Source organism: Mycolicibacterium sp. XJ870 (assembly GCF_053483975.1).
Window position 1 is genome coordinate 503,023 of sequence record NZ_JBEFTI010000002.1, and the last position, 22,037, is coordinate 525,059.

20 protein-coding genes are annotated in these 22,037 nt (G+C 66.9%); 15 read left to right on the forward strand and 5 right to left on the reverse strand.

Annotated features, from left to right (window positions below):
* Positions 1 to 88 precede the first annotated feature (88 nt).
* From ABQF30_RS13945 to ABQF30_RS13990, 10 genes are all read left to right on the forward strand, one after another.
* Positions 89 to 928 (forward strand): DUF1707 SHOCT-like domain-containing protein, encoded by an 840-nt coding sequence (locus tag ABQF30_RS13945; RefSeq protein ID WP_448464982.1) that lies wholly within the window; start codon positions 89 to 91, stop codon positions 926 to 928.
* A 120-nt stretch (positions 929 to 1,048) separates the two neighbouring features.
* The gene (locus ABQF30_RS13950; protein ID WP_448464571.1) at positions 1,049 to 1,594 is read left to right on the forward strand and encodes a PadR family transcriptional regulator; all 546 of its coding nucleotides are present in this window, start codon (positions 1,049 to 1,051) and stop codon (positions 1,592 to 1,594) included.
* A gap of 51 nt (positions 1,595 to 1,645) precedes the next feature.
* Positions 1,646 to 2,725, forward strand: a complete 1,080-nt coding sequence (locus ABQF30_RS13955; protein WP_448464573.1) for an inositol-3-phosphate synthase — start codon at positions 1,646 to 1,648, stop codon at positions 2,723 to 2,725.
* A gap of 34 nt (positions 2,726 to 2,759) precedes the next feature.
* Complete coding sequence (locus ABQF30_RS13960) at positions 2,760 to 3,698, forward strand: Rv0045c family esterase (RefSeq protein ID WP_448464575.1); 939 nt, start codon at positions 2,760 to 2,762, stop codon at positions 3,696 to 3,698.
* A 103-nt stretch (positions 3,699 to 3,801) separates the two neighbouring features.
* The gene (locus tag ABQF30_RS13965; RefSeq protein ID WP_448464577.1) at positions 3,802 to 5,859 is read left to right on the forward strand and encodes a PhoX family protein; all 2,058 of its coding nucleotides are present in this window, start codon (positions 3,802 to 3,804) and stop codon (positions 5,857 to 5,859) included.
* Positions 5,860 to 5,953: 94 nt separating this feature from the next.
* Positions 5,954 to 6,754, forward strand: coding sequence for an LLM class F420-dependent oxidoreductase (locus ABQF30_RS13970; protein WP_448464579.1), 801 nt, complete (start codon positions 5,954 to 5,956; stop codon positions 6,752 to 6,754).
* An 87-nt stretch (positions 6,755 to 6,841) separates the two neighbouring features.
* The gene (locus ABQF30_RS13975) at positions 6,842 to 7,507 is read left to right on the forward strand and encodes a GntR family transcriptional regulator (RefSeq protein WP_448464581.1); all 666 of its coding nucleotides are present in this window, start codon (positions 6,842 to 6,844) and stop codon (positions 7,505 to 7,507) included.
* A 45-nt stretch (positions 7,508 to 7,552) separates the two neighbouring features.
* Complete coding sequence (locus ABQF30_RS13980) at positions 7,553 to 9,328, forward strand: ABC transporter substrate-binding protein/permease (protein WP_448464583.1); 1,776 nt, start codon at positions 7,553 to 7,555, stop codon at positions 9,326 to 9,328.
* The gene (locus ABQF30_RS13985; RefSeq protein WP_448464585.1) at positions 9,328 to 10,062 is read left to right on the forward strand and encodes an amino acid ABC transporter ATP-binding protein; all 735 of its coding nucleotides are present in this window, start codon (positions 9,328 to 9,330) and stop codon (positions 10,060 to 10,062) included. Before ABQF30_RS13980 ends, ABQF30_RS13985 begins: the two co-directional genes overlap by 1 nt.
* Before the next feature lie 75 nt (positions 10,063 to 10,137).
* A complete protein-coding gene (locus tag ABQF30_RS13990) occupies positions 10,138 to 10,614 on the forward strand; it encodes a MarR family winged helix-turn-helix transcriptional regulator (protein WP_448464587.1) in 477 nt (158 codons plus the stop codon).
* Positions 10,615 to 10,621: 7 nt separating this feature from the next.
* Here ABQF30_RS13990 and ggh read toward each other — a convergent pair whose 3' ends face one another.
* A complete protein-coding gene (gene ggh, locus ABQF30_RS13995) occupies positions 10,622 to 11,962 on the reverse strand; it encodes a glucosylglycerate hydrolase (protein ID WP_448464589.1) in 1,341 nt (446 codons plus the stop codon).
* A 54-nt stretch (positions 11,963 to 12,016) separates the two neighbouring features.
* Between ggh and ABQF30_RS14000 the strand changes: the two genes are divergently transcribed.
* Positions 12,017 to 12,682 carry an SDR family oxidoreductase gene (locus ABQF30_RS14000; protein ID WP_448464591.1) on the forward strand — a complete coding sequence of 222 codons (666 nt, stop codon included), beginning with the start codon at positions 12,017 to 12,019 and terminating at the stop codon, positions 12,680 to 12,682.
* A 54-nt stretch (positions 12,683 to 12,736) separates the two neighbouring features.
* Here ABQF30_RS14000 and leuS read toward each other — a convergent pair whose 3' ends face one another.
* On the reverse strand, positions 12,737 to 15,574 hold the full coding sequence (gene leuS, locus ABQF30_RS14005) for a leucine--tRNA ligase (protein ID WP_448464593.1): 2,838 nt from the start codon (positions 15,572 to 15,574) through the stop codon (positions 12,737 to 12,739).
* A gap of 231 nt (positions 15,575 to 15,805) precedes the next feature.
* On the opposite strand from leuS, the gene ABQF30_RS14010 reads away from it, so the two are divergent.
* The gene (locus ABQF30_RS14010) at positions 15,806 to 16,672 is read left to right on the forward strand and encodes an LpqN/LpqT family lipoprotein (RefSeq protein WP_448464595.1); all 867 of its coding nucleotides are present in this window, start codon (positions 15,806 to 15,808) and stop codon (positions 16,670 to 16,672) included.
* 70 nt (positions 16,673 to 16,742) lie between these two features.
* Complete coding sequence (locus ABQF30_RS14015; RefSeq protein ID WP_448464597.1) at positions 16,743 to 17,093, forward strand: hypothetical protein; 351 nt, start codon at positions 16,743 to 16,745, stop codon at positions 17,091 to 17,093.
* Between the two features lie 7 nt (positions 17,094 to 17,100).
* On the opposite strand, the gene ABQF30_RS14020 is transcribed toward ABQF30_RS14015, so the two are convergent.
* Positions 17,101 to 17,706 (reverse strand): YqgE/AlgH family protein, encoded by a 606-nt coding sequence (locus tag ABQF30_RS14020; RefSeq protein WP_448464598.1) that lies wholly within the window; start codon positions 17,704 to 17,706, stop codon positions 17,101 to 17,103.
* Between the two features lie 123 nt (positions 17,707 to 17,829).
* Between ABQF30_RS14020 and ABQF30_RS14025 the strand changes: the two genes are divergently transcribed.
* Positions 17,830 to 19,116, forward strand: coding sequence for an MFS transporter (locus ABQF30_RS14025; RefSeq protein WP_448464600.1), 1,287 nt, complete (start codon positions 17,830 to 17,832; stop codon positions 19,114 to 19,116).
* A 10-nt stretch (positions 19,117 to 19,126) separates the two neighbouring features.
* Complete coding sequence (locus ABQF30_RS14030) at positions 19,127 to 19,915, forward strand: TIGR03084 family metal-binding protein (protein ID WP_448464602.1); 789 nt, start codon at positions 19,127 to 19,129, stop codon at positions 19,913 to 19,915.
* Between the two features lie 83 nt (positions 19,916 to 19,998).
* Here the strand turns inward: ABQF30_RS14030 and ABQF30_RS14035 are convergent, their stop codons facing one another.
* Positions 19,999 to 20,490 carry a pullulanase gene (locus ABQF30_RS14035; protein WP_448464604.1) on the reverse strand — a complete coding sequence of 164 codons (492 nt, stop codon included), beginning with the start codon at positions 20,488 to 20,490 and terminating at the stop codon, positions 19,999 to 20,001.
* Between the two features lie 18 nt (positions 20,491 to 20,508).
* Positions 20,509 to 21,993, reverse strand: coding sequence for a CCA tRNA nucleotidyltransferase (locus ABQF30_RS14040; protein ID WP_448464606.1), 1,485 nt, complete (start codon positions 21,991 to 21,993; stop codon positions 20,509 to 20,511).
* Between the last annotated feature and the right edge of the window lie 44 nt (positions 21,994 to 22,037).

Sequence of the window (22,037 nt, forward strand, 5' to 3'; positions counted from 1 at the left end):
TGACCAGAGTACGTCGGCCCAGTGGACACTGAGGCGCGACCGCGTCACAGCTCATACGATCTTGCGCGTGGCAACAAGGCAGACCTCGATGACTCGGGCCAAAGACAGCGACCGCAATGACACCTGCAAAGTGCTCGACAACGCACTCAGCGAGGGACAGCTGTCCATGGCCGAACACCGCGAGCGCGTGAGCGCCGCCACCAATGCCGCCACCCTCGGCGAGCTGGCCGCACTGGTGAAGGATCTGCAGAACGCCAACGCCCCGGTCCAACTGCCTGATCTGAAACAGCCCCACGTCGCGAGGGCGGCGGGCGCCGGCTGGGGCTTCAGGCTGGCGACGGCCGTTGTGCTGGTGCTGCTGGGTATGGGTATCGGCTGGGGCGTGTACGGCAATACGTCGTCCCCGCTGAGCTTCGCCGCCGATCCGGGCGCCAAGGCCGACGGCATCGCACCGCAGGTGCTCACGCCGCCGCGCCAGCTGCAGTCCCTCAACGGGGTCAACGGGCTGTTCGAGCAGATGCGGCAGAAGTTCGGCAACACGATGGGTTATGAGCTGCACATCGACCCGGACTCGGCGATGCTCTACCGCCCTGATCCGCAGGACAGCCGCAAGGAGGTCTACTACCGCTACGTCGGCGGGTGGGGAGACCCGCAGTCGCCCGACGCGGTCGACGCCGAGGACCGGCTCGTCGACGTCGCGAAGTTCGACTACGAGAAGGCGCTGGCCGTGTTGCGCGGCGCACCCGAAACGTTGACCACCAAGCCCGAAGACGTCGAGAGCTCGTGGTTGCGCATCACGCCGTCCGAGGATCCGTCGACCCCGGATCTCGTCAACGTCCAGGTCATCGTCAACAGCGACTTCGGCGGCGGAACCATCGATCTGTACCCGGACGGCACCGTGAAGCAGGTCTACCGCCACAGCAGCTGACCAGACAAAGCACGAACTTTGTCACCCTCTCTTGGCAGTCAATATATCGGCGCGATACAGTTGACCGAGGTGTTGAACCGTCGTAGCGACAACCTATATCTGCCATAGGGGGTGATTTCAGTGCTGGAGCTCGCAATCCTGGGTCTTCTGCTCGAATCGCCCATGCACGGCTACGAGCTGCGCAAACGGCTGACCGGTTTGTTGGGGGCGTTCCGTGCTTTCTCGTACGGGTCGCTCTATCCGGCACTGCGCCGCATGCAGACCGATGGACTGATCGTCGAGGACGCCGCTCCGGAGGGGGCCACGAAAGTGCGGCGCGCTCGCAGGGTCTACCAGCTCACCGATGCCGGCAAACAGCGGTTCACCGAGTTGGTCGCCGACACCGGACCGCAGAACTACTCCGATGACGGATTCGGTGTGCACCTTGCCTTCTTCAACCGCACCCCGGCCGAAGCCAGGATGCGGATCTTGGAGGGGCGCCGCCGCCAGGTGGAGGAACGGCGGGAAGGTCTGCGCGAAGCCGTGGCGCGGGCCAGCAGCTCGTTCGACCGCTATACCCGCCAGCTTCACCAGTTGGGGCTGGAGTCCAGCGAACGAGAAGTGAAATGGCTCAACGAATTGATCGCGGCAGAACGCTCGGCGCAGGGACGCGCCGAAAACACATGAACTAGCCAGGCCGCTGGGCCGAGCAGTACGGAACGAGTAAGGAGACCGTCCATGTCTGAGCACGCAGGAGAGATCCGAGTCGCCATTGTCGGCGTCGGTAACTGCGCATCCTCCCTGGTCCAGGGTGTGCAGTACTACCACAAGGCCGACGAGAACACGACCGTGCCCGGCCTGATGCACGTCAAGTTCGGCCAGTACCACGTGCGCGACGTGAAGTTCGTTGCCGCGTTCGACGTGGACGCCAAGAAGGTCGGCTTCGACCTCTCGGAAGCCATCTTCGCCTCCGAGAACAACACCATCAAGATCGCCGACGTGCCGCCCACAAACGTGATGGTGCAGCGCGGACCGACGCTCGACGGCATCGGCAAGTACTACGCCGAGACCATCGAGGTGTCTGACACCGAGCCGGTCGATGTGGTGAAGGCGCTCAAGGACGCCAAGGTCGACGTGCTGGTCTCCTACCTGCCGGTGGGCTCCGAAGAGGCCGACAAGTTCTACGCCCAGTGCGCCATCGACGCGGGTGTCGCGTTCGTCAACGCCCTGCCGGTGTTCATCGCGTCGGATCCGGTGTGGGCCAAGAAGTTCGCCGACGCCGGCGTGCCGATCGTCGGCGACGACATCAAGAGCCAGGTCGGCGCCACCATCACCCACCGGGTGATGGCCAAGCTGTTCGAGGACCGCGGCGTGCAGCTCGACCGCACCATGCAGCTCAACGTCGGCGGCAACATGGACTTCCTCAACATGCTGGAGCGCTCGCGCCTGGAGTCCAAGAAGATCTCCAAGACCCAGGCCGTCACCAGCAACCTGCAGCGGGAGTTCAACACCAAGGACGTGCACATCGGCCCGTCCGACCACGTCGGCTGGCTCGATGACCGCAAGTGGGCCTACGTCCGCCTCGAAGGTCGTGCCTTCGGAGACGTGCCGCTGAACCTCGAGTACAAGCTCGAGGTGTGGGACTCGCCGAACTCCGCCGGCGTCATCATCGATGCCGTGCGCGCCGCGAAGATCGCCAAGGACCGCGGTATCGGCGGCCCCGTCGAAGCGGCGTCCGCGTACCTGATGAAGAGCCCGCCGAAGCAACTGCCCGACGATGTCGCGCGGACTCAGCTGGAAACCTTCATCGAGGGCTAATTTTTCAGCGACTTGTGGAGTCTTGGCCGTGATGATGACGGCTGAGACTCCACAAGTCGCTTTGGGTAAGGTCCGGTTCGTGGTCACCGATGACGAACTGCTCGGGCTGGACGAGTTCGGGCTCCTACCCGAGAACGCCGAACAGATCGGCGCGACCGGTCCACTGCCGCCCGTCGAGCGCATCGAGCACGGGCCGATCAGTGCGCTGAAGTTCGGCGCCGAACCGCCGCGGGCGGTGTTCCTGCACGGGGGCGGGCAGAACGCCCACACCTGGGACACCGTGATCCTCGGGCTCGGTGAGCCTGCGCTGGCGGTGGACCTGCCGGGGCACGGCCGCTCCGCATGGCGTGAGGACGGCGACTATGGACCCAAGCTCAACGCCGAGACACTGCTTGCGGTGCTGCGCCGGTGGGCACCCCAGCCGCGCCTGGTGGTCGGCATGTCGCTGGGCGGGCTCACGGCGCTGCGGATCGCGGCCACCGAACCGGCGCTGGTACCCGAACTGGCGCTCGTCGACGTCACGCCGTCGGCCCCCGAGCGCCACACCGAGATGACCAAGGCGCAGATGGGCACCGTCGCCCTGGTTCAGGAGAACCACACCTTCCCCACTTTTGCGGCGATGCTCGACGTCACGATCGCCGCTGCCCCGCACCGGGACCGGAACTCGTTGCGCCGCGGCGTCTTCCACAATTCCAAGCAACTCGATGACGGCACCTGGACATGGCGCTACGACTCGTTCCGCAAAGGTGACGGTTTTGAGGGACTCTGGGACGACGTGCCTTCGATCACCATGCCCACGACCCTGATCCGCGGCGCCAACTCGTTCTTCGTCAACGACGAGGATGCCGAGTTGTTCGCCAAGACGGCGCCCGGATTCCAGCGGGTGCACGTCGTCGAGAATTCCGGACATTCGGTGCAGGGTGACCAGCCGGCTGCGCTCGTCGAGATCCTGCGCGGCCTTCTCGGTCGCTAGCTCGTCGCCTTCCGTTAACCCGCCGCTAGCCCAGCTCCCGTAGGTTTCCGCCGGACCGGCCGCCCAGCCCGCGGTCGGTATCGACCGGAAGGATCTGCGCGCGATGGCGCTTGTACCGTTGAATCTCTTTGTCACCCACCGTGGAATCTCGTCGCGTCAGCACGTGACCTGTCGCTATCGCTGCGGCGATGCGTGTTCCAAGCCCGTTCCCAACACCAGTGACAACGAGTATTTCGGGGACATCGTGCAGCGTGTGTCGCGCCGTTCGATGCTGCAGGCCACCGGCGTCACGGTGTTGGCCGTCGGCGCCGGGTCGGTGCTGGCCGCCTGTGGGACCGATGCGCCCGCCGCGGTGCCGTCCACCTCGGCGGTACCCGCCGAGACCCCGCCCGGCATGAAGTTCGCCGCGGTGGCGCCCAATACCGAAGACGCCGTGGTGATTCCGGACGGCTATCGGCAGCAGGTGGTGATCGCCTGGGGTGATCCGGTACTTCCCGACGCGCCGGCGTTCGACCTGACCCGGCAGACCGCCGACGCGCAACGCAAGCAGTTCGGCTTCAACAACGACTTCGCCGCGCTGATGCCGGTCGAGGGGCAGGACAACCGGTTCCTGTTGGTGACCAACTTCGAGTACGTCACACCACAGTTCATGTTCCCCGGCTACAACGCCGATGCGCCCACCCGCGAACAGTTCGACATCGAGATCGCCGCCATCGGCATGGGTGTCGTCGAGGTGGAGCGCGGCGCCGACGGTGCGCTCAAGCCGGTGATGGGCCGCTATAACCGGCGCATCACCGCCGACACCCCGTTCGCGTTGACCGGGCCTGCCGCAGGCACCGACTTCGTCAAGACCGCTGCCGATCCGACCGGGCGTACCGTGGCAGGCACCTTCGCCAACTGCGCGGGTGGCGTGACACCCTGGGGCACAGTGCTTTCCGGCGAAGAGAACTTCAACAGCTACTTCGGTGCCGCCGAGGGCAGCCCGGACCCCAAGCCCGTGGACGCCGACCGCTTCGACCGGTACGGCATCGCGCAGGAACCGTCGGAACTCAAATGGGAGACCTTCGATCCCCGGTTCGACCTGACGAAGTCCCCCAACGAGGTCAACCGGTTCGGCTACGTCGTCGAGCTCAATCCGTGGGACCCGGCGTCGACTCCGGTCAAGCACTCCGCGCTCGGACGGCTCAAGCACGAAGGCGCCAACGTCCACGTCACCGACGACGGCACCGTCGTGGTCTACACCGGCGACGACGAACGCTTCGACTACATGTACAAGTTCGTGTCCGCCAAGAAGATTCAGCCGGGCAACATCGCCCACAACATGACCCTGCTCGAAGAGGGCACGCTGTACGTCGCGAAGCTCAGCAGCGACATCCCAGCCGGCGAGATCGACGGCACAGGCAAGTTGCCGTCGAAGGGTTCCTTCACCGGGTCCGGCACCTGGATTCCGCTGCTTCGCTCCGGCCCGAACGGAGCAGGCGAATCTCTCGTCGACGGCATCACCGCACAGGAGGTTGCGGTGTTCACGCGGTTCGCGGCCGACAAGGCCGGCGCCACAAAGATGGACCGGCCCGAGGATTTCGAGGCCAATCCGCACACCGGCAAGGTCTATGTCGCGCTGACCAACAACGACAAGCGCGGCACCGACGGCAAGGCGCCCGTCGACGCGGCCAACCCGCGCAACGAGAACAAGAACGGCCAGATCCTGGAGATCACCGACAACCATGCGGGCACGGATTTCACCTGGGATCTGCTGCTCGTCTGCGGCGACCCCAAGGCGGCCGACACCTACTACGCCGGCTTCGACAAGACCAAGGTCAGCCCGATCTCCTGCCCTGACAACCTGGCCTTCGACAGCCATGGCAACCTGTGGATCTCCACCGACGGCAACGCATTGGACGCCAACGACGGGTTGTTCGCCGTCGCACTCGACGGGCCGAACCGCGGAGAGACCAAGCAGTTCCTCTCGGTGCCGATCGGGGCCGAGACCTGCGGGCCGGTGGTCACCGATGACGTGGTGACCGTCTGTGTGCAACATCCGGGTGAGGGCGACGACTACAGCGTGGAGAAGCCGTTGTCGCATTGGCCCGGCGGTGGCAACACGCCCGCCAGGCCTGCCGTGGTCGCGGTGTGGCGTGACGGGGGCCAGATCGGGGTCTAACCGCGTCGAGGCCGACGTTGTGGTTGCTGTACGGCGCTGACAGCCACCACAGCGTCGGTTTCGAGGGCGATGCGGTCTGGGTACGCTCGCAAACGTGAGTTTTCCCGTACGCATCGGCGTCCAACTTCAGCCCCAGCACTCCCCCACCTACCGCCATATCCGCGACGCGGTGCGCCGCTGCGAGGACATCGGCGTGGACATCGCGTTCAACTGGGATCACTTCTTCCCGCTCTACGGTGATCCCGACGGCGCGCATTACGAGTGCTGGACCATGCTCGGCGCGTGGGCCGAGCAGACGTCGCGCATCGAAATCGGCGCCCTGGTGAGCTGCAACTCCTACCGCAACCCCGAGCTGCTCGCCGACATGGCCCGCACGGTGGACCACATCTCCGACGGCAGGCTCATCTTGGGCATCGGATCCGGTTGGAAGCAAAAGGATTACGACGAGTACGGCTACGAGTTCGGCACTGCGGGCAGCCGGCTCGACGATCTGGCGCAGGCGCTGCCGCGGATCACCGCCCGGCTGGCCAAGCTCAATCCCGCGCCCACCCGCGAGATCCCGATCCTGATCGGTGGTCAGGGTGAGCGCAAGACGCTGCGACAGGTCGCCGAGCATGCCAACATCTGGCACGCATTCGTCGACCGCAACACCTATCCTGGCAAAGCTGCGGTGCTCACCGAGCACTGCGCAACGGTGGGGCGGGACCCGGGAACCGTGGAGCGTTCGGCCGGCGTCCCGGAGAGCGGTGGCCTGGACGCCATGCTCGCCGAGGCGGACGCTTTGGTGGATCTCGGCGTCACCATCCTGACGGTCGGAGTCAACGGCCCGGACTACGACCTCACCGCCGCCGAGGCGTTGTGCCGCTGGCGGGACGGCCGCAGCGCGGCGCGCTGAGCATAGTTCCCGTCGCTAAGGGGCACTCAATGGGCAGGTGCGTGAGACACTGGCGAATCGCAAACACGGCAGGGGAGCCACAGCAGGGTGCCGAAGAAGTACGGGGTCAAGGAGAAAGATCAGGTTGTCACGCACATCATCAACCTGGTGATGACGGGCAAACTTCGCTCCGGTGATCGGATCGACCGCAACGAGATCGTCCGCGATCTCGGGCTCAGCCGTGTCCCGATCCAGGAAGCCGTGGTGCAGCTGGAGCATGACGGCTTCCTGTCCACGCGATATCACCGCGGCGCGTTCGTGTCCAGGTTCGACGAGGCCACCGTCGCCGAACATCACGAGCTGTACGGCCTTCTCAACGGGATCGCGTCGGCCCGCTGCGCCACCAATCCCACGCCGCGCATCCTCGCGCATCTCGAAGACAGCCTGCGCACTCTGCGAAGCGCCAAGGACACCAAGTCCTTCCAGGAAGCGTGCTGGACGTACCGCGACGCGATCAACGAGGAGTACGCCGGCCCACGGCTGCAGGCTGCGATCCGCGCCGGCAAGAGCTTTGCGCCGTCCGAGTTCTGGCTGTCCTACCCGAAGGCCAAGGCCGAGTTCGTCAGCGGGTACGAGGAGGAAACCGCCGCTATCCAGGCTCGTGACCCCGAGGGGGCACGCCAGGCCTGCATGGAACGCGCCGAGCGCATGGCCAAGGTCATGATCGCCGAGCTCACGCGGCGCGGGGTGTTCGGCGACTTGCGGTCTCCTTGAGCTGAATCCCGCACCGCCGCGGTCAGGCCCACTAGGTTTCAACAGATGAGCGTCAGACGATTTGCGGCGCTGCTGGCATCGACCCTGATGGTCATGGGGCTGGTTCTGGCGGGGCCGGCCCTAGCCGATGTCGACCAGTGTTCCCCGCCCGGTGTGGACAGCGCCAGCTCGCTACCCACCAATCTGGCCGCCGCGGCCGGCGGCCCGGGTGCCGACAAGTACACGACCCCCGCCGTGGTGCCGCTCGACGCGGTGCGGACCGAGAATCTCGGGCTGGGAACCCCCGGCGTGCTGACGGTCGGCACCCTGTCGGACGCCCCACCGAGCATCTGCATCAATTCGGCAGGCGAATTCACCGGCTTCGACAACGAGGTGCTGCGGGCGATCGCAGACAAACTCGGCCTGCAGATCAACTTCGTCGGCACCGAATTCTCCGGGTTACTCGCCCAGACCGCGGCCCGGCGCTTCGACGTCGCGTCATCGTCGATCACCACCACCGACGCCCGCCGTCGCACCGTGGGATTCACCAACGGCTACGACTTCGGCTACTTCTCGCTCGTCGTCCCGACCGGCTCTCCCATCACGGGCTTCGACCAGCTCGCCCCCGGCCAGCGCATCGCCGTGGTGCAGGGCACCGTGCAGGAGTCCTACGTCATCGACACCTTGCGTCTGCAGCCGGTGAAGTTCCCGGACTACAACACCGCCTACGCCAGCCTGAAAACCCGGCAGGTCGACGCCTGGGTGGCACCGTCCCAGCAGGCGTCGGGCAGCGTGCAACCCGGCGATCCGGCGCAGATCATCGAAAACACCTTCAGCTTGGACAATTTCGTGGCGTGGGCGGTGGCCACGGAGAACCAGCCGCTGATCGACGCGCTCAACTCGGGCCTGGACGCGGTGATCGCCGACGGCACCTGGGCCCGGTTGTACTCCGACTGGGTGCCGCGGGCCCTGCCGCCCGGCTGGAAGCCCGGATCCAAGGCGGCGCAGGAACCGCAACTGCCCGACTTCGACGCCATCGCCGCAGGCCGAGAACAACCGGCAGCCGCCGACGCGGTTGCCCCCAAATCCACCCTCTCGCAACTGGCTGACTCGTTCCTGGATTGGGAGCTCTACAAGCAGGCCATCCCCGACCTGTTCAAGACCGGCCTGCCCAACACCCTGATCCTGACCGTGTCCGCCAGCATCATCGGCCTGGTTCTGGGCATGGTTCTGGCGGTGGCCGGGATCTCCCCGTCTCGACTGCTGCGCTGGCCCGCCCGCGTGTACACCGACATCTTCCGCGGCCTGCCCGAGGTCATGATCATCCTGCTGATCGGGTTGGGCATCGGCCCCGTGGTCGGATCGTTGACCGGCAACAGTCCCTATCCGCTGGGCATCGCGGCGCTGGGGTTGATGGCCGCGGCCTACATCGGGGAGATCTTCCGGTCCGGCATTCAGAGCGTCGAACCCGGGCAGTTGGAGGCCTCCCGCGCGCTGGGCTTCAGCTATCCGGCGTCGATGCGGCTGGTCGTGGTGCCCCAGGGCGTGCGGCGCGTGTTGCCCGCGCTGATGAACCAGTTCATCGCACTGCTCAAAGCCTCGTCGCTGGTGTACTTCCTCGGCCTCATCGCCAATCAGCGTGAGCTGTTCCAAGTCGGCCGTGACCTCAACGCCCAGACCGGCAATCTTTCCCCGTTGGTGGCGGCCGGACTGTTCTATCTGATGTTGACCATTCCGCTGACCCACCTGGTGAACTTCATCGACAACCGGCTGCGGCGCGGGCGGCCACCGACCGAAGAGGATCCGCTGCTGCCACCCGCTGCCAACCAGGAGATGATCTGATGGCCACCGAAGCAGTCTCGTTGGCAGCCACCGACATTCATCTGTCCTTCGGGCCGAATCCGGTGCTGCGCGGAGTAGACCTCGATGTCCCGGCCGGCACCACCACCGCCGTCATCGGTCCGTCCGGCTCCGGAAAATCCACGTTGCTGCGCACCCTGAACCGGCTCTACGAACCCGACCGGGGCGACATCCTGCTCGACGGGCGTTCAGTGCTGGCCGACAACCCCGACCAGTTGCGCCAGCGCATCGGGATGGTGTTTCAGCAGTTCAACCTCTTCCCGCACCGCAGCGTGCTGGACAATGTCACCCTCGGTCCGCGCAAGCTCAAAGGCCTCGGCGCCGACGAAGCCCGCGAGCAGGGCCTGGCCCAGCTGGACCGGGTTGGCTTGCGGCACAAGGCAGATGTCCGGCCCGGCACCCTCTCCGGCGGACAACAGCAGCGGGTCGCGATCGCGCGGGCACTCGCGATGGCGCCGCAGGTGATGTTCTTCGACGAGGTCACCTCGGCGCTCGACCCCGAGCTGGTCAAGGGGATCCTGGAGTTGATGGCCGCCCTGGCCGCCGACGGCATGACGATCATCGCGGTGACCCACGAAATGGGGTTCGCCCGATCGACGGCCGATGCCGTGGTGTTCATGGATCACGGCAAGGTTGTCGAGTCCGGAGTTCCCGAGCAGATCTTCGAAGCTGCCGAGACAGATCGGCTGCAGCGCTTCCTGTCCCAGGTGCTCTGATTCTGTGCTGATTCGTCGCGTCAAACCCCGGAAGCTGACATCGTGGCAGGAACAGACAGGTTAGACTAGCGAATTATGGTGGAGACCGAATCGCAGGTCACGGAGCTTGCTGGAGAACTGCAGCGGGTCCTGTCCAAGGTGTTCTCGGTGCTGCGCCGCGGCGACACCCACAAAGGGACCGCCGGAGACCTCACCCTGGCCCAGCTCTCCATCCTGCTGACCCTGCTCGACCAGGGTCCGATCCGGATGACGGAACTGGCTGCCCGCGAGCGGGTCCGCACCCCGACCACCACCGTCGCGATCCGGCGGCTGGAGAAGTTGGGCCTCGTCAAGCGCTCTCGGGACCCATCGGACCTGCGTGCCGTGCTGGTCGACGTCACTCCCCGCGGCCTCGTGCAGCACCGCGAATCGTTGGCCGCCCGCCGTGCCGATCTGGCCGCCCGCCTGGCGAAGCTCAGCTCCGACGATCTGGAAACTCTCGCCAAAGCACTGGCGCCACTGGAACGTCTGGCCGGCCAGGAAGAACCGCACCCCGCCAAATCCGAGGATTAGTCTCGCTTCATCCGAGCCAGTCCAACACCGCTGCCGCAGTCCACGATTGCTGCATGCTGCCCAGCGGCTCACCCGTGAACGGCTCGTAGTACTCGGCGAACGTACCGTCGCTGGCCTGACGCAATCCCTCCCGGCGCAGCGCCAATGACCGCTCCGCCCAACCGCGCCGCGCGAAGCACCACGAGAACAGCCAGGTCATCACCGGCCATACCGGCCCACGCCAGTATTCGCGGGCCCGGAAGTCGCGCGACACCGGAGACGTCGACGGAATGAGTCCGTACCGCAGATCCGGATGCCCACAGAACCGCGGACCTTCCAGCAGCCGCAGCAGTGCGCGTTCCTGGTCGTGCGGCAGGCCTCCGCACAGCAGCGGCGCGAACTGCGCGACAGTCTCGGTGGCCACCCACTGCTTGGTTCGCACGTCGAAATCCCTTGCCGCACCGGTGCGTTCCTCGGCGGTTTGGACGACGCCTGCACGGAATCGGTCCGCCCAGGAATACAGTTCACGAACGTCGGCGTCCGGCCGCTTGTAGTCCTCACCGATCTCGGCGAGCACCTGGCAGGCCACCGAGAAGATCGCCGAGACGAACACGTCCTCCACGGCGAAGCTCATCACCTTGGGCAGCAGACCGTCGTCGTACCGAACCGACTTCATCTCCTCGAGCAGCCACAGATACCGGTCGTACTCGATGTCGGACGGCCGCTGGCTGGCGTCGGTCACGATCGTGTTGTCTTCACGCTGGTACTCCGGCACGCTGCCGGGAATCACGTTGGTGTAGGCGCTGTCCCACCGCGGCGAATTGTCCATACCGGATTCCCAGCCGTGGTACAGCGTGATCCGGCCGTGGCCGTCCTGATCGCGGCTCTCGGCCAGCCAACGATGCCAGCGCACCAGATCAGCCCAGCGTCGGTCCAGGAACGTAGCTGCCACCGCGCGGGTGGACCGGCCCCGGCTACGGGCATGGTCGAGGATGCGCTGCACCGCAATCGCGTGCACCGGAGGCTGGGTGATGCCGGAGGTGTGCCGGATCCGCGGCGCGTTGGCGGCCAGCGCCGAAGTCGCCCACCGGGCCGGACCGGGGAAGTAGCCGTCGACACCGTTGGCGAACACGATGTGCGGGATCATCCCGTTGCGCCACTGAGCCGACAGCAGCGTGTCGAGTTCCACCACCGCGCGCTCGACGCTCAGTGGGGCCAGCCCGATCGCCACGAACGCCGCATCCCAGCTCCACATGTGCGGGTACAGCAGCGGCGCAGCGGTGGTCATCACGCCCAGGTCGTTACCGCGCAGCAAGTAGGCGGCGCGGGCAGCGAGTTGTGTGGGAGCGAAGCTCGGGTCGGGTGGCATCGGTACCATCATGCGTCGCCGACGCGCGAGTTGCAGGTCGGTAGGCTGATCGGCGTGCCGACCGCGTTGATCACCGGAGCGGGCGGCGTCATCGGTTCGGCCATTGCCGCCGCGCTCGCGCCCACTCACACCCTGCTGCTGGCCGGACGCCCATCGGCCCACCTCGACGAGGTCGCCGAACGGCTGGGCTCGCCGACCTGGCCGCTGGACCTCACCGACACCGACTCGATCGAGGCCAGCTCCGAGGTGCTCGCCGAGCTCGATGTACTCGTGCACAACGCCGGGGTCATGTACCCGGGCCGGGTGGCCGAATCCAGCGCCGACGAATGGCGGGCCACCTTCGAGGTCAACGTCACCGGGGCAGTCGCATTGACACTGGCGCTGCTGCCTGCGCTTCGCGCCGCTCGCGGGCACGTCGTATTCATCAATTCCGGTTCGGGACGGTCGGTTTCGGCCGGGATGGCGTCCTACTCGGCGAGCAAGTTCGCGCTGCGGGCGTTCGCCGACTCGCTACGCGTCGACGAGCCCTCGCTGCGAGTCACCACGATCTTCCCCGGCCGCACCGACTCGGAGATGCAGCGCGAACTCGTCGGGTATGAGGGCAAGGACTACGACCCGGCGCGCTTTTTGCGTCCGGAGACCGTCGCAGGGCTGGTCGCCACGGCCGTCACCACCCCGCCCGATGGCCATGTCCACGAAATCGTGGTCCGTCCGGGGTGATTTCGGTGCATTTACCGGCGGTGACCGCCGGTAAATGCACCCAAATCGCACGGTTTAGACGACGAGGTTGACCAGCCGGCCGGGAACGACGATGACCTTCTTCGGCGTGGCGCCAGCCAGGAACGCCTGCACCTTCTCGTCGGCGAGGGCCGCGGCCTCCAACGCTGTCTTGTCCGCGTCGGCCGCGACAGTGATTTTGCCGCGCACCTTGCCGTTGACCTGGACCGGGAACTCGATGGTGTCGGTTACCAGATACTGCGGATCTGCGACCGGGAACGGGCCGTGTGCCAGCGAGGCGTCGTGGCCCAGGCGTTTCCACAGTTCTTCGGCCAAATGCGGCGCCAGCGGAGCCACCATCAACACCAGCGGTTCAAGCGCGGCACGTGACCGCACACTTTCTTTGGTCAGGTGGTTGGTGTATTCGATGAGTTTGGCGGCGGCGGTGTTGTTACGCAGTGCGGCATAGTCTTCGGTGACACCGGCGATGGTGCGGTGCAGGACCCGCAGCGTCGCCTCGTCGAGCGCCTCGTGCTCGGCGGCGCGTTCGGTGCCGGTGGTCTCGTCGACCACCACCCGCCACACCCGTTGCAGGAACCGATACGCCCCGACCACGTCCTTGGTCGCCCACGGGCGGGACGCGTCCAGCGGGCCCATCGACATCTCGTAGACCCGCAGGGTGTCCGCCCCGTAGTTGTCGCAGATCTCGTCCGGCGAAACCGAGTTCTTCAGGCTCTTGCCGATCTTGCCGAATTCCTGGTTGACCTCGCTGCCCTGGTACCAGAACTTGCCGTCGCGCTCCTCGACCTCCGCGGCGGGCACATAGGAACCGCGGGCATCGGTGTAGGCGAAGGCCTGGATGTACCCCTGGTTCACCAGGCGCCGGTACGGCTCGCGCGAGGACACGTGACCCAGGTCGTAGAGCACCTTGTGCCAGAACCGGCAGTACAGCAGGTGCAGCACAGCATGCTCGACACCGCCGACGTACAGGTCGACGCCACCCGGATCGTCCGGGCCGTGCTCGGCCGGCCGCGGGCCCATCCAGTAGGCCTCATTCTCCTTGGCGCACAGTTCTTCCGAATTGTGTGGATCGGTGTAGCGCAGCTCGTACCAGGAGCTGCCGGCCCACTGCGGCATGACGTTGGTGTCGCGGGTGTACGCCTGCAGCCCGTCGCCGAGATCCAGCTCGACATGCACCCAGTCGGTGGCCTTGTTCAGCGGGGGCGACGGCTCGCTGTTGGCGTCATCCGGGTCGAACAACACCGGCGAATAGTCCAGAACGTCCGGGAGTTCTACGGGCAGAGCCGATTCCGGAAGCGGATGGGCACGGCCGTCAGCGTCGTAGACGATCGGGAACGGCTCGCCCCAGTACCGCTGGCGGGCGAACAACCAGTCCCGCAGCTTGTATTCGACGCGGCGCTGGCCACGCCCGTCGGCCTCCAGCCGTTCGATGATGGCGTTCTTCGCCGCCTCCACGTCCATGCCGTCCAGGTAGCCGGAGTTCACCATCGTGCCGTCGCCGGTGTATGCCGCTTCCGAAATGTCGCCACCATGAACCACCTCGACGATCGGCAGCCCGAACTCCGTGGCGAAGTCCCAGTCGCGCTGGTCGCCGCCGGGCACGGCCATGATCGCCCCGGTGCCGTAACCGGCCAGCACATAGTCGGCGATGAAGATCGGAATGCCTTCGCCGTTGGCCGGATTGGTGGCGTAGGAGCCGAGGAACACCCCGGTCTTGGCCTTGTTCTCCTGACGCTCCAGATCAGACTTGGCCGCGATGGCGGCACGGTAGCTCGTGACGGCCTCGGCCGGATCGGCGGCCTCGTAGGTCCAGCGCGCGTCGGTCCCGGCCGGCCACACGTCCGCGACCAACCGGTCGACCAACTCGTGCTCGGGCGCCAACACCAGATAGGTGGCGCCGAACAGGGTGTCGGGCCGGGTGGTGAACACCTCGACGTCGCCGGCGGCGGTTCCGAAATGCACCTGCGCACCCGTCGAACGCCCGATCCAGTTGCGCTGCATGGTCTTGACCTTGTCCGGCCAGTCCAGCACATCGAGATCGTCGAGCAGCCGGTCCGAGTACGCCGTGATCCGCATCATCCACTGCCGCAACCGTTTCCGGAACACCGGGAAGTTGCCGCGATCGCTGCGCCCGTCGGAGGTGACCTCCTCGTTGGCCAGCACGGTGCCCAGGCCCGGGCACCAGTTGACCATCGAGTCGGCGCGGTACACCAGTCGGTAGCCGTCGATCACATCGGCGCGTTCACCCTTGGACAGCTCTTGCCAGCGCCGCCCGTCGTCCAGAGTTCTTGCGCCCGAGTCGAACTCGGCAACCAGCTCGTCGATCCGGCGGGCCCGGTTGAGCGCGGTGTCGAACCAGGCGTTGTAGATCTGCAGGAAGATCCACTGCGTCCACTTGTAGAAGTCGACGTCGGTGGTGGAGAAGCTGCGCCGCGCGTCGTGGCCGAGTCCGAGCCGGCCCAGCTGACGGCGGAAGTTGACGATGTTGGCCTCGGTGCGGGTGCGCGGATGCGTGCCGGTCTGCACCGCGTACTGCTCGGCGGGCAGCCCGAACGCGTCGAAGCCCAGGGCGTGCAGCACGTTGTGCCCGGTCATGCGGTAGAAGCGGGCGTAGACGTCGGTCGCGATGTAGCCGAGCGGATGGCCGACATGCAGACCCTCGCCGGACGGGTACGGGAACATGTCCTGGACGAACATCTTGTCGGCCGGCAACGCCGACCCATCCTGAGGCGCGAGCGACCCCACCGGGTTGGCCACGTTGAAGGTGCCCAACTCCGCCCACCGCTGCTGCCAGGTGCCCTCGATCTGCCCGGCAAGCTCCGCGGTGTAGCGGTGCTGCGGGGTTTCTGACTGCGTGGTCGCGGGTTCGGTCACGCCAAACAGGGTATAAGGCGAAGTTCCTCAGGGTCTCGAGTGGGTTTGGGCAGCTCATCGCCCATCTCCCGGTTCCCGACGGCACGGCTTGGTATCGGTTGCGTCGCAACATTGTCAGGGCTTGGTTCCAGGTCGGTTGAGTACCTGGTGGCGTAGGCCGCGTGGTGGATACAGTCGGCGCCTGACGCGGGGCAGCAAATCAGCCCCGAACCGTTTTGGGAGGACCGAGCAATGATCGAGCGTGCGCGCCGATGGCGGGTTCTGGCAGCAGGAGCGGCCGTGGGCCTGGCAGGATTCGTGGGCCTCGCGGGGAACACCGCATCAGCCGAACCCGTGTTCCCGCAGCCGACCGTGCCGAGCCCGGCGACGGTGACCCAGACCGTGACGGTGGCACCGGCCGCCGCGCCGGCCGCTCAGAGCATCCCGGGCGTTGCGGCAGCAAGCCCCGCTACCGCTCCCACTCCGCTGGCCATCACACCGGCCTCCTCCGGCACCCTCGCCGAGTTCTTCAAGAGCAAGGGGGTGACGATGGAGCCCCAGGTCAGCAACGGATTCAAGGCGCTGAGCATCGTGTTGCCGCTGCCAGCGGGCTGGACCAAGGTGCCCGACCCGAACGTGCCCGACGCGTTCGCCGTCATCGCCGACCGCACCAGCACCGATCTGTACACACCGAACGCACAAGTGGTGGTCTACAAGCTCGTCGGCGACTTCGACCCGGCCGAAGCCATCAGCCACGGATACGTCGACAGTCAGCAGCAGCTGGGTTGGCGCACCACCGACATGTCGATGACGGATTTCAACGGCTTCCCGTCAGCCTTCATCGAAGGTAGCTACAACTCCGGCAGCCAGATGCTCAACACGTCGCGGCGGCACGTCATCGCGACGTCCGGCCCTGACCGGTATCTGGTCTCCATGTCGGTCAACTCGTCGGCCGCCAACCAGGGAGTATCGGCAGCTGCCGACGCTGCCGACGCGATCGTCTCCGGGTTCAAGGTGAGCGCACCCGCGCCGGCCTCGCCACCGGCGCCGCCGCCGCAGCCTGCGCCCGGGCCGCCCGCACTGCCCGGTTTGCCGCAGCTCCTGGGGGCGCCGAGCTGACCACGCGCGGACTGAAACCAGTTCTAACCCGACCCCACGGATTCGACGCGCGCCTCGTATTGTGTGGCGCATGCTGATCGCCGCGCTGCTGTGCCTGAGCGCCGCCGTCGTCGTCGGAGTGCTCGGGCTGTGGTTGTTGACCAAGCCGCGCACCGAGGACCCCGTGCGTAGCGTGCTTCGGGCGGTGGCCCCTACTCAACTGGCCGCCGCCGTGATGCTCGCCGCCGGTGGGGTGGCCGCGCTGGCCGCCGCACCCCAGACCGGCCTGACGGTCGTGGTGGTGTGCATTGTCGGTGCGGTCGCAACGGTGGCCGCCGGCTGCTGGCAGAGCGCGAAGGTCGTGGCCCGCAGCGAGGCGAACGCGGGCTCGGGTGCGGACTGCGTCGGCTCCTGCGCCAGTTGCACCCTGTCGTGCAAATAGCTCGCGGCTAGTTGCGGCTGATGTCGATCGGGTGGCTCGCCAGCATCGACGTCGGCAACGGTTGACGCCGCAGCACGCGGCCCCACAAATCGACCCGCGGCTCGATCAGCACATCGGAAGGCAACGCGGACAACACAATCCAGTCGTCCCGCTCGATCTCGCCGTCGAGCTGTCCGATCGTCCAACCGGAATACCCCGCGAAAATCCGTACACCCTCAAGCATCGGCGCAAGTAAGTCGGGATCGGCATCGAGATCCACCATCACCACGCGGCCCTGCACGTGCCGTAGTCCGGGAACACCGTCGGCCTGCATGCCGACCCGCAACGTCGCCAGGCACAGCGCGGAGTCCCGTTTGACCGGACCGCCGATGAACATCGTCTTCGGTTTGGCGGTGAGTTTCGCCCACTGCGGCAGCACGTTGTAGACCGCGGTGTCGCTCGGTCGGTTGAGGACCACGCCGAGGGTTCCGCCGGCGTTGTGCTCGACGATGTAGATGACGGTGCGACGGAACGTCGGTTCCAGCAGATCGGTGTTGGCGAGCAGCAACGTGCCCGCCCGTACCCGATGCGCCGCAGGCGCGATGAAATCCTCCGGATCCTCTGACTGCGCCACTCATCCATCATGGCACCAGCAGAGTCCCGAAGGTGCGAACAACGCAGGCGTGGCCTGACGTTTGTACTGTGGAGCGGGTTGCCGATTGCTCTGTAGAGAGCCCCCGAACAGGACGTGATTGCCGTGGTTGACGCTCGCGCGCCCATCGCCCTATGGCGATCGCTGCGGGGTCTCACGGAGTTCCGGCGGCTGCTCGAACTCCGCGCGGTCAGCCAGTTCGGTGACGGCCTGTTTCAGGCCGGCCTGGCGGGCGCCATCTTGTTCAACGTGGAACGCGCGGCCGGACCGTGGCAGGTGGCCGGGTCGTTCGCTGTGCTGTTCCTTCCGTACTCGGTGCTCGGCCCGTTCGCCGGCGCCCTGCTGGACCGCTGGGACCGACGTCTCGTGATGATCGGCGCCAACCTCGGCCGGCTGCTGCTGGTGTTCCTCGTCGGGCTGCTGCTCGCGTTCGGCGTCGCGGATCTGCCGATTCTGTTGGGCGCACTGATCGTCAACGGGTTCACCCGGTTCGTCTCATCGGGTTTGTCGGCCGCCCTGCCCGACGTCGTGCCTGCCGAGCGGGTGGTGACGATGAACTCGATCGCCGCCGCGACGGGCGCGCTCGCGGCGTTTCTGGGTGCCAACTTCATGCTGTTGGCGCGCTTGCTGTTCGGAGCCGACGACGCAGGCGCGTCCGTCGTCATCTTCACCGTCCTGGCCCCGGTGGCCCTGGCGTTGTGGTTGTCGGTGCGGTTCGAACCGCACGTGCTGGGTCCCCACGAGAGCAAACGGGCGATCCACGGCTCGGCGGCCTACGCCGTCGCGACCGGCTGGGTGCACGGCATGCGCACGGTCGCGGCCGTCCGCACGGTCGGGGCCACGCTGGCCGGGTTGGCCGCGCACCGGATGGCGTTCGGCATCAACACGCTCCTGGTGCTGGTGATCGTCCGCCACACCGACACCCCGGCGGTCGCGGCCGGACTTGGCCTGGGCGCCGCTGCGGTGTTCATGGCGAGCACCGGGCTCGGTGCCTTTCTGGCGATACTTGCTGCGCCGACGCTGATCGCCCGCTACGGCCGCTACGCCACCGCCAACGGCGCGCTCGGTTTCGCGGCGGTGATCCAACTCGTCGCCGTCGGGTTGCAGGTGCCAGTCATGCTGGTGTGCGGATTCCTGTTGGGCGCGGCCGGACAGCTGGTGAAGCTGTGCGCTGATTCGGCGATGCAGCTCGACGTCGACGACGCACTGCGCGGTCACGTATTCGCCGTGCAGGACGCCTTGTTCTGGATGTCGTACATCGGCCCGATCGCCGCCGCGGCCGCGGTCATGCCTGCCGACGGGCATGCCCCGGCACTGGTGGTGGCCGGGTCGGTGTTCTATCTGGCCGGGCTGGCAGTGCACGCAGCGGTTGCGTCGCCGCGGCGGGTCTAGTCTGTCCGGCATGTCGACAGCCGAGAACATCGTGGCCGACTTGCGTGCCGAGAGCGACGAACTCGACGCGCTTGTGGCCGACCTGCCCGCGGGACGCGCAGAGCCGGGCTGGGCGACGGCCACGCCGGCGCCGGGCTGGACCATCGCCCACCAGATCGCCCACCTGTTGTGGACCGACCGCGTATCGCTGATCGCGATCACCGACGAGCCGGGTTTCAACGACGTGCTGGCCGACGCGATGACCGACCCGACCGGGTTCGTCGACGCCGGCGCCGAGGAGCTCGCGCTCACCCCGCCGGATCAACTGCTGGCCGACTGGCGCAAGACCCGCACGCGGTTGCACGACGAGCTGGTGGGCGTCGCCGAGGGGCGCAAACTGCCGTGGTTCGGGCCGCCGATGAGCGCGGCGTCGATGGCCACCGCCCGGATGATGGAGACCTGGGCGCATGGTCTGGATGTCTCCGACGCGCTCGGGGTGCGGCGTCCGGCCACCGCGCGGCTGCGCTCCATCGCCCACATCGGCGTGCGCACCCGCGATTTCGCTTATGCCGTCAACGGTTTGACCGCACCCGCCGAGGCGTTCCGCGTCGAGTTGCGTGCCCCAGACGGGTCTATTTGGGAGTGGGGTCCCGAGGATGCCGCGCAGCGGGTGACGGGATCTGCCGAGGACTTCTGCATGCTGGTCACCCAGCGCCGCGCGCCGTCCGAGTTGGACGTGACGGCTTCCGGTGCCGACGCCGCGAGATGGTTGACGATTGCGCAGGCGTTCGCTGGGCCACCGGGCGCCGGGCGGGGTTGAGCGCACGCTCGTGCGGCGCGAGGGTGCGCAAACTGCCGGGGTTTGACGGCGTGTCGGCCGGCAGACCCGCACGCTCGGCGAAACTAGGTGACCGAGTCGGCGCGGCCGTCGCCGTCGGTGTCGGTGAGCTTGAGGTCCCACCGGCCGTCCCCATCGGTGTCGACGTGAGCGAGATCGCCGACAAGCGCCCGGTCGGCCAGGCCGTTCCCGTCGGCGTCGAGCAAGCGGTCGTCGGCCGCGCCGTCTGCGTCGAAATCGACGAGCGGTCCACCGGTGTGTTCCACCCCGTCCAGCCCGAACCACCGCACCTGCCCGGACCGGTCCACGCTCACCGCCCAGGTGCCGAATCCGTCGTCGGTGAAGTAACTTTCGGCCCGATCGTCGTCGTCGAGGTCACGCACCGCGTGCTCGGCCACGCCGTCACCGTCGAGGTCGGCCATCACATCGTCGATCCGGCCGTCGCCATCGAGATCAAGGCCGACGCCATCGGGCGTGCCGTCGCCATCGGTATCGATCGCGGGCTCTCCCGACCACATGGTCGCCGCGCCGTCCGGATCACCCAAGCAGTAGTCCATGACTGATCAGACGCACGATCAGCCCCTGGCGTTCCACCACTTCAACAATTCGTCGATCGCCTCTTCACGGCTCAGCGGTCCGCGCTCCAGGCGCAACTCCTTGAGGTAGCGCCAGGCCTCGCCGATCTGCGGGCCTGCCGGGACACCGAGGATCTCCATGATCTCGTTGCCGTCCAGGTCCGGCCTGACCCGCTGCAGGTCCTCTTTGGCCGCGAGTTCGGCGATCCGCTTCTCCAGGTCGTCGTAATTGGCCTGCAGGCGGGCGGCGCGGCGCTTGTTGCGGGTCGTGCAGTCGGCGCGGACCAGCTTGTGCAACCGGCTCAGCAGCGGCCCGGCGTCGGCGACGTAGCGGCGCACCGCCGAGTCGGTCCACTTGCCGTCCCCGTATCCGTGGAACCGCAAATGCAGGTACACCAACTGGGAAACGTCCTCGACCATCTGTTTGGAGTACTTCAGCGCCCGCAACCGCCTACGGGCCATCTTCGCGCCGACCACCTCGTGATGGTGGAAGCTCACCCCGCCGTCGGACTCGTGCTTACGCGTATCGGGCTTGCCGATGTCATGCAGCAGCGCGGCCCAGCGCAGCACGAGGTCGGGACCGCCCGTTTCCTCCCCCGAGTCGCTTCGCTCCTGCCCCGCCGGTTCCTCCAGGTCCATGGCCTGGCGAAGCACCGTCAGCGAATGCCAGTACACGTCCTTGTGCTGGTGGTGTTCGTCGATGGCCATCCGCATCTCGCCGACCTCAGGCAACACCACGGCACCCAGCCCGGTCTGCACCATCAAATCGATGCCCGCCACCGGGTCGGCGCCCAGCAGCAGCTTGTCCAGTTCGGCCGCCACCCGCTCGGCGGTGATCCGGCCCAATTGCGGGGCCATCTCCAACAGCGCCTCGAGCACCCGCGGCGCCACGCTGAACCCGAGCTGTGAGACAAACCTGGCCGCCCGCAGCATCCGCAGCGGATCATCGCCGAAAGACACCTCCGGCGCCGACGGTGTGTCGAGCACCTTCTCGCGCATGGCCGCCAAACCGCCTAGCGGATCATGGAATTCGCCCAAACCGTCGGCCGTGATCCGCACCGCCATGGCGTTGACGGTGAAGTCGCGGCGCACCAGATCATCCTCGAGGCGCTCACCGAACACCACCTGCGGATTGCGCGACACCTGGTCGTAGCTGTCGGCACGGAAGGTGGTGATCTCCAGGCGATGAGCACCCTTGCCGACGCCGATGGTGCCGAACTGGATGCCGGTATCCCACAGCGCGTCTGCCCAGGGGCGCAGGATCCGCTGCATCTGCTCGGGCCGGGCGTCGGTGGTGAAGTCCAGATCGCCTTGATCGGTCAGCCGGCCCAGCAGCGCATCGCGCACACTGCCCCCGACGAGATACAGCTCGTGACCCGCCGCAGCGAACACCGCGCCGAGCCCGCGCAGCACCTCGGCGCGGCGGTTCAACGCGACAAACGCACCGGCCAGCAGTTCGGCATCAGCAGCAGCAGCTTCGGACACGTTCGATGAGCCTAATGTGCGCAGTGCGGTCACTACCGGCGAGT

What these genes read in the sequence shown, in the direction of transcription:
- ABQF30_RS13965 (WP_448464577.1), top strand. Translation starts at nt 3,802, where the DNA reads ATGGCGCTTGTACCGTTGAATCTCTTTGTCACCCACCGTGGAATCTCG.
- ABQF30_RS13945 (WP_448464982.1), top strand. Translation starts at nt 89, where the DNA reads ATGACTCGGGCCAAAGACAGCGACCGCAATGACACCTGCAAAGTGCTC.
- ABQF30_RS14030 (WP_448464602.1), top strand. Translation starts at nt 19,127, where the DNA reads ATGTCGACAGCCGAGAACATCGTGGCCGACTTGCGTGCCGAGAGCGAC.
- ggh (WP_448464589.1), bottom strand. Translation starts at nt 11,962, where the DNA reads ATGCCACCCGACCCGAGCTTCGCTCCCACACAACTCGCTGCCCGCGCC.
- ABQF30_RS13980 (WP_448464583.1), top strand. Translation starts at nt 7,553, where the DNA reads ATGAGCGTCAGACGATTTGCGGCGCTGCTGGCATCGACCCTGATGGTC.
- ABQF30_RS14035 (WP_448464604.1), bottom strand. Translation starts at nt 20,490, where the DNA reads ATGGACTACTGCTTGGGTGATCCGGACGGCGCGGCGACCATGTGGTCG.
- ABQF30_RS13960 (WP_448464575.1), top strand. Translation starts at nt 2,760, where the DNA reads ATGACGGCTGAGACTCCACAAGTCGCTTTGGGTAAGGTCCGGTTCGTG.
- ABQF30_RS13955 (WP_448464573.1), top strand. Translation starts at nt 1,646, where the DNA reads ATGTCTGAGCACGCAGGAGAGATCCGAGTCGCCATTGTCGGCGTCGGT.
- ABQF30_RS14015 (WP_448464597.1), top strand. Translation starts at nt 16,743, where the DNA reads ATGCTGATCGCCGCGCTGCTGTGCCTGAGCGCCGCCGTCGTCGTCGGA.
- ABQF30_RS14010 (WP_448464595.1), top strand. Translation starts at nt 15,806, where the DNA reads ATGATCGAGCGTGCGCGCCGATGGCGGGTTCTGGCAGCAGGAGCGGCC.
- ABQF30_RS13985 (WP_448464585.1), top strand. Translation starts at nt 9,328, where the DNA reads ATGGCCACCGAAGCAGTCTCGTTGGCAGCCACCGACATTCATCTGTCC.
- ABQF30_RS13990 (WP_448464587.1), top strand. Translation starts at nt 10,138, where the DNA reads ATGGTGGAGACCGAATCGCAGGTCACGGAGCTTGCTGGAGAACTGCAG.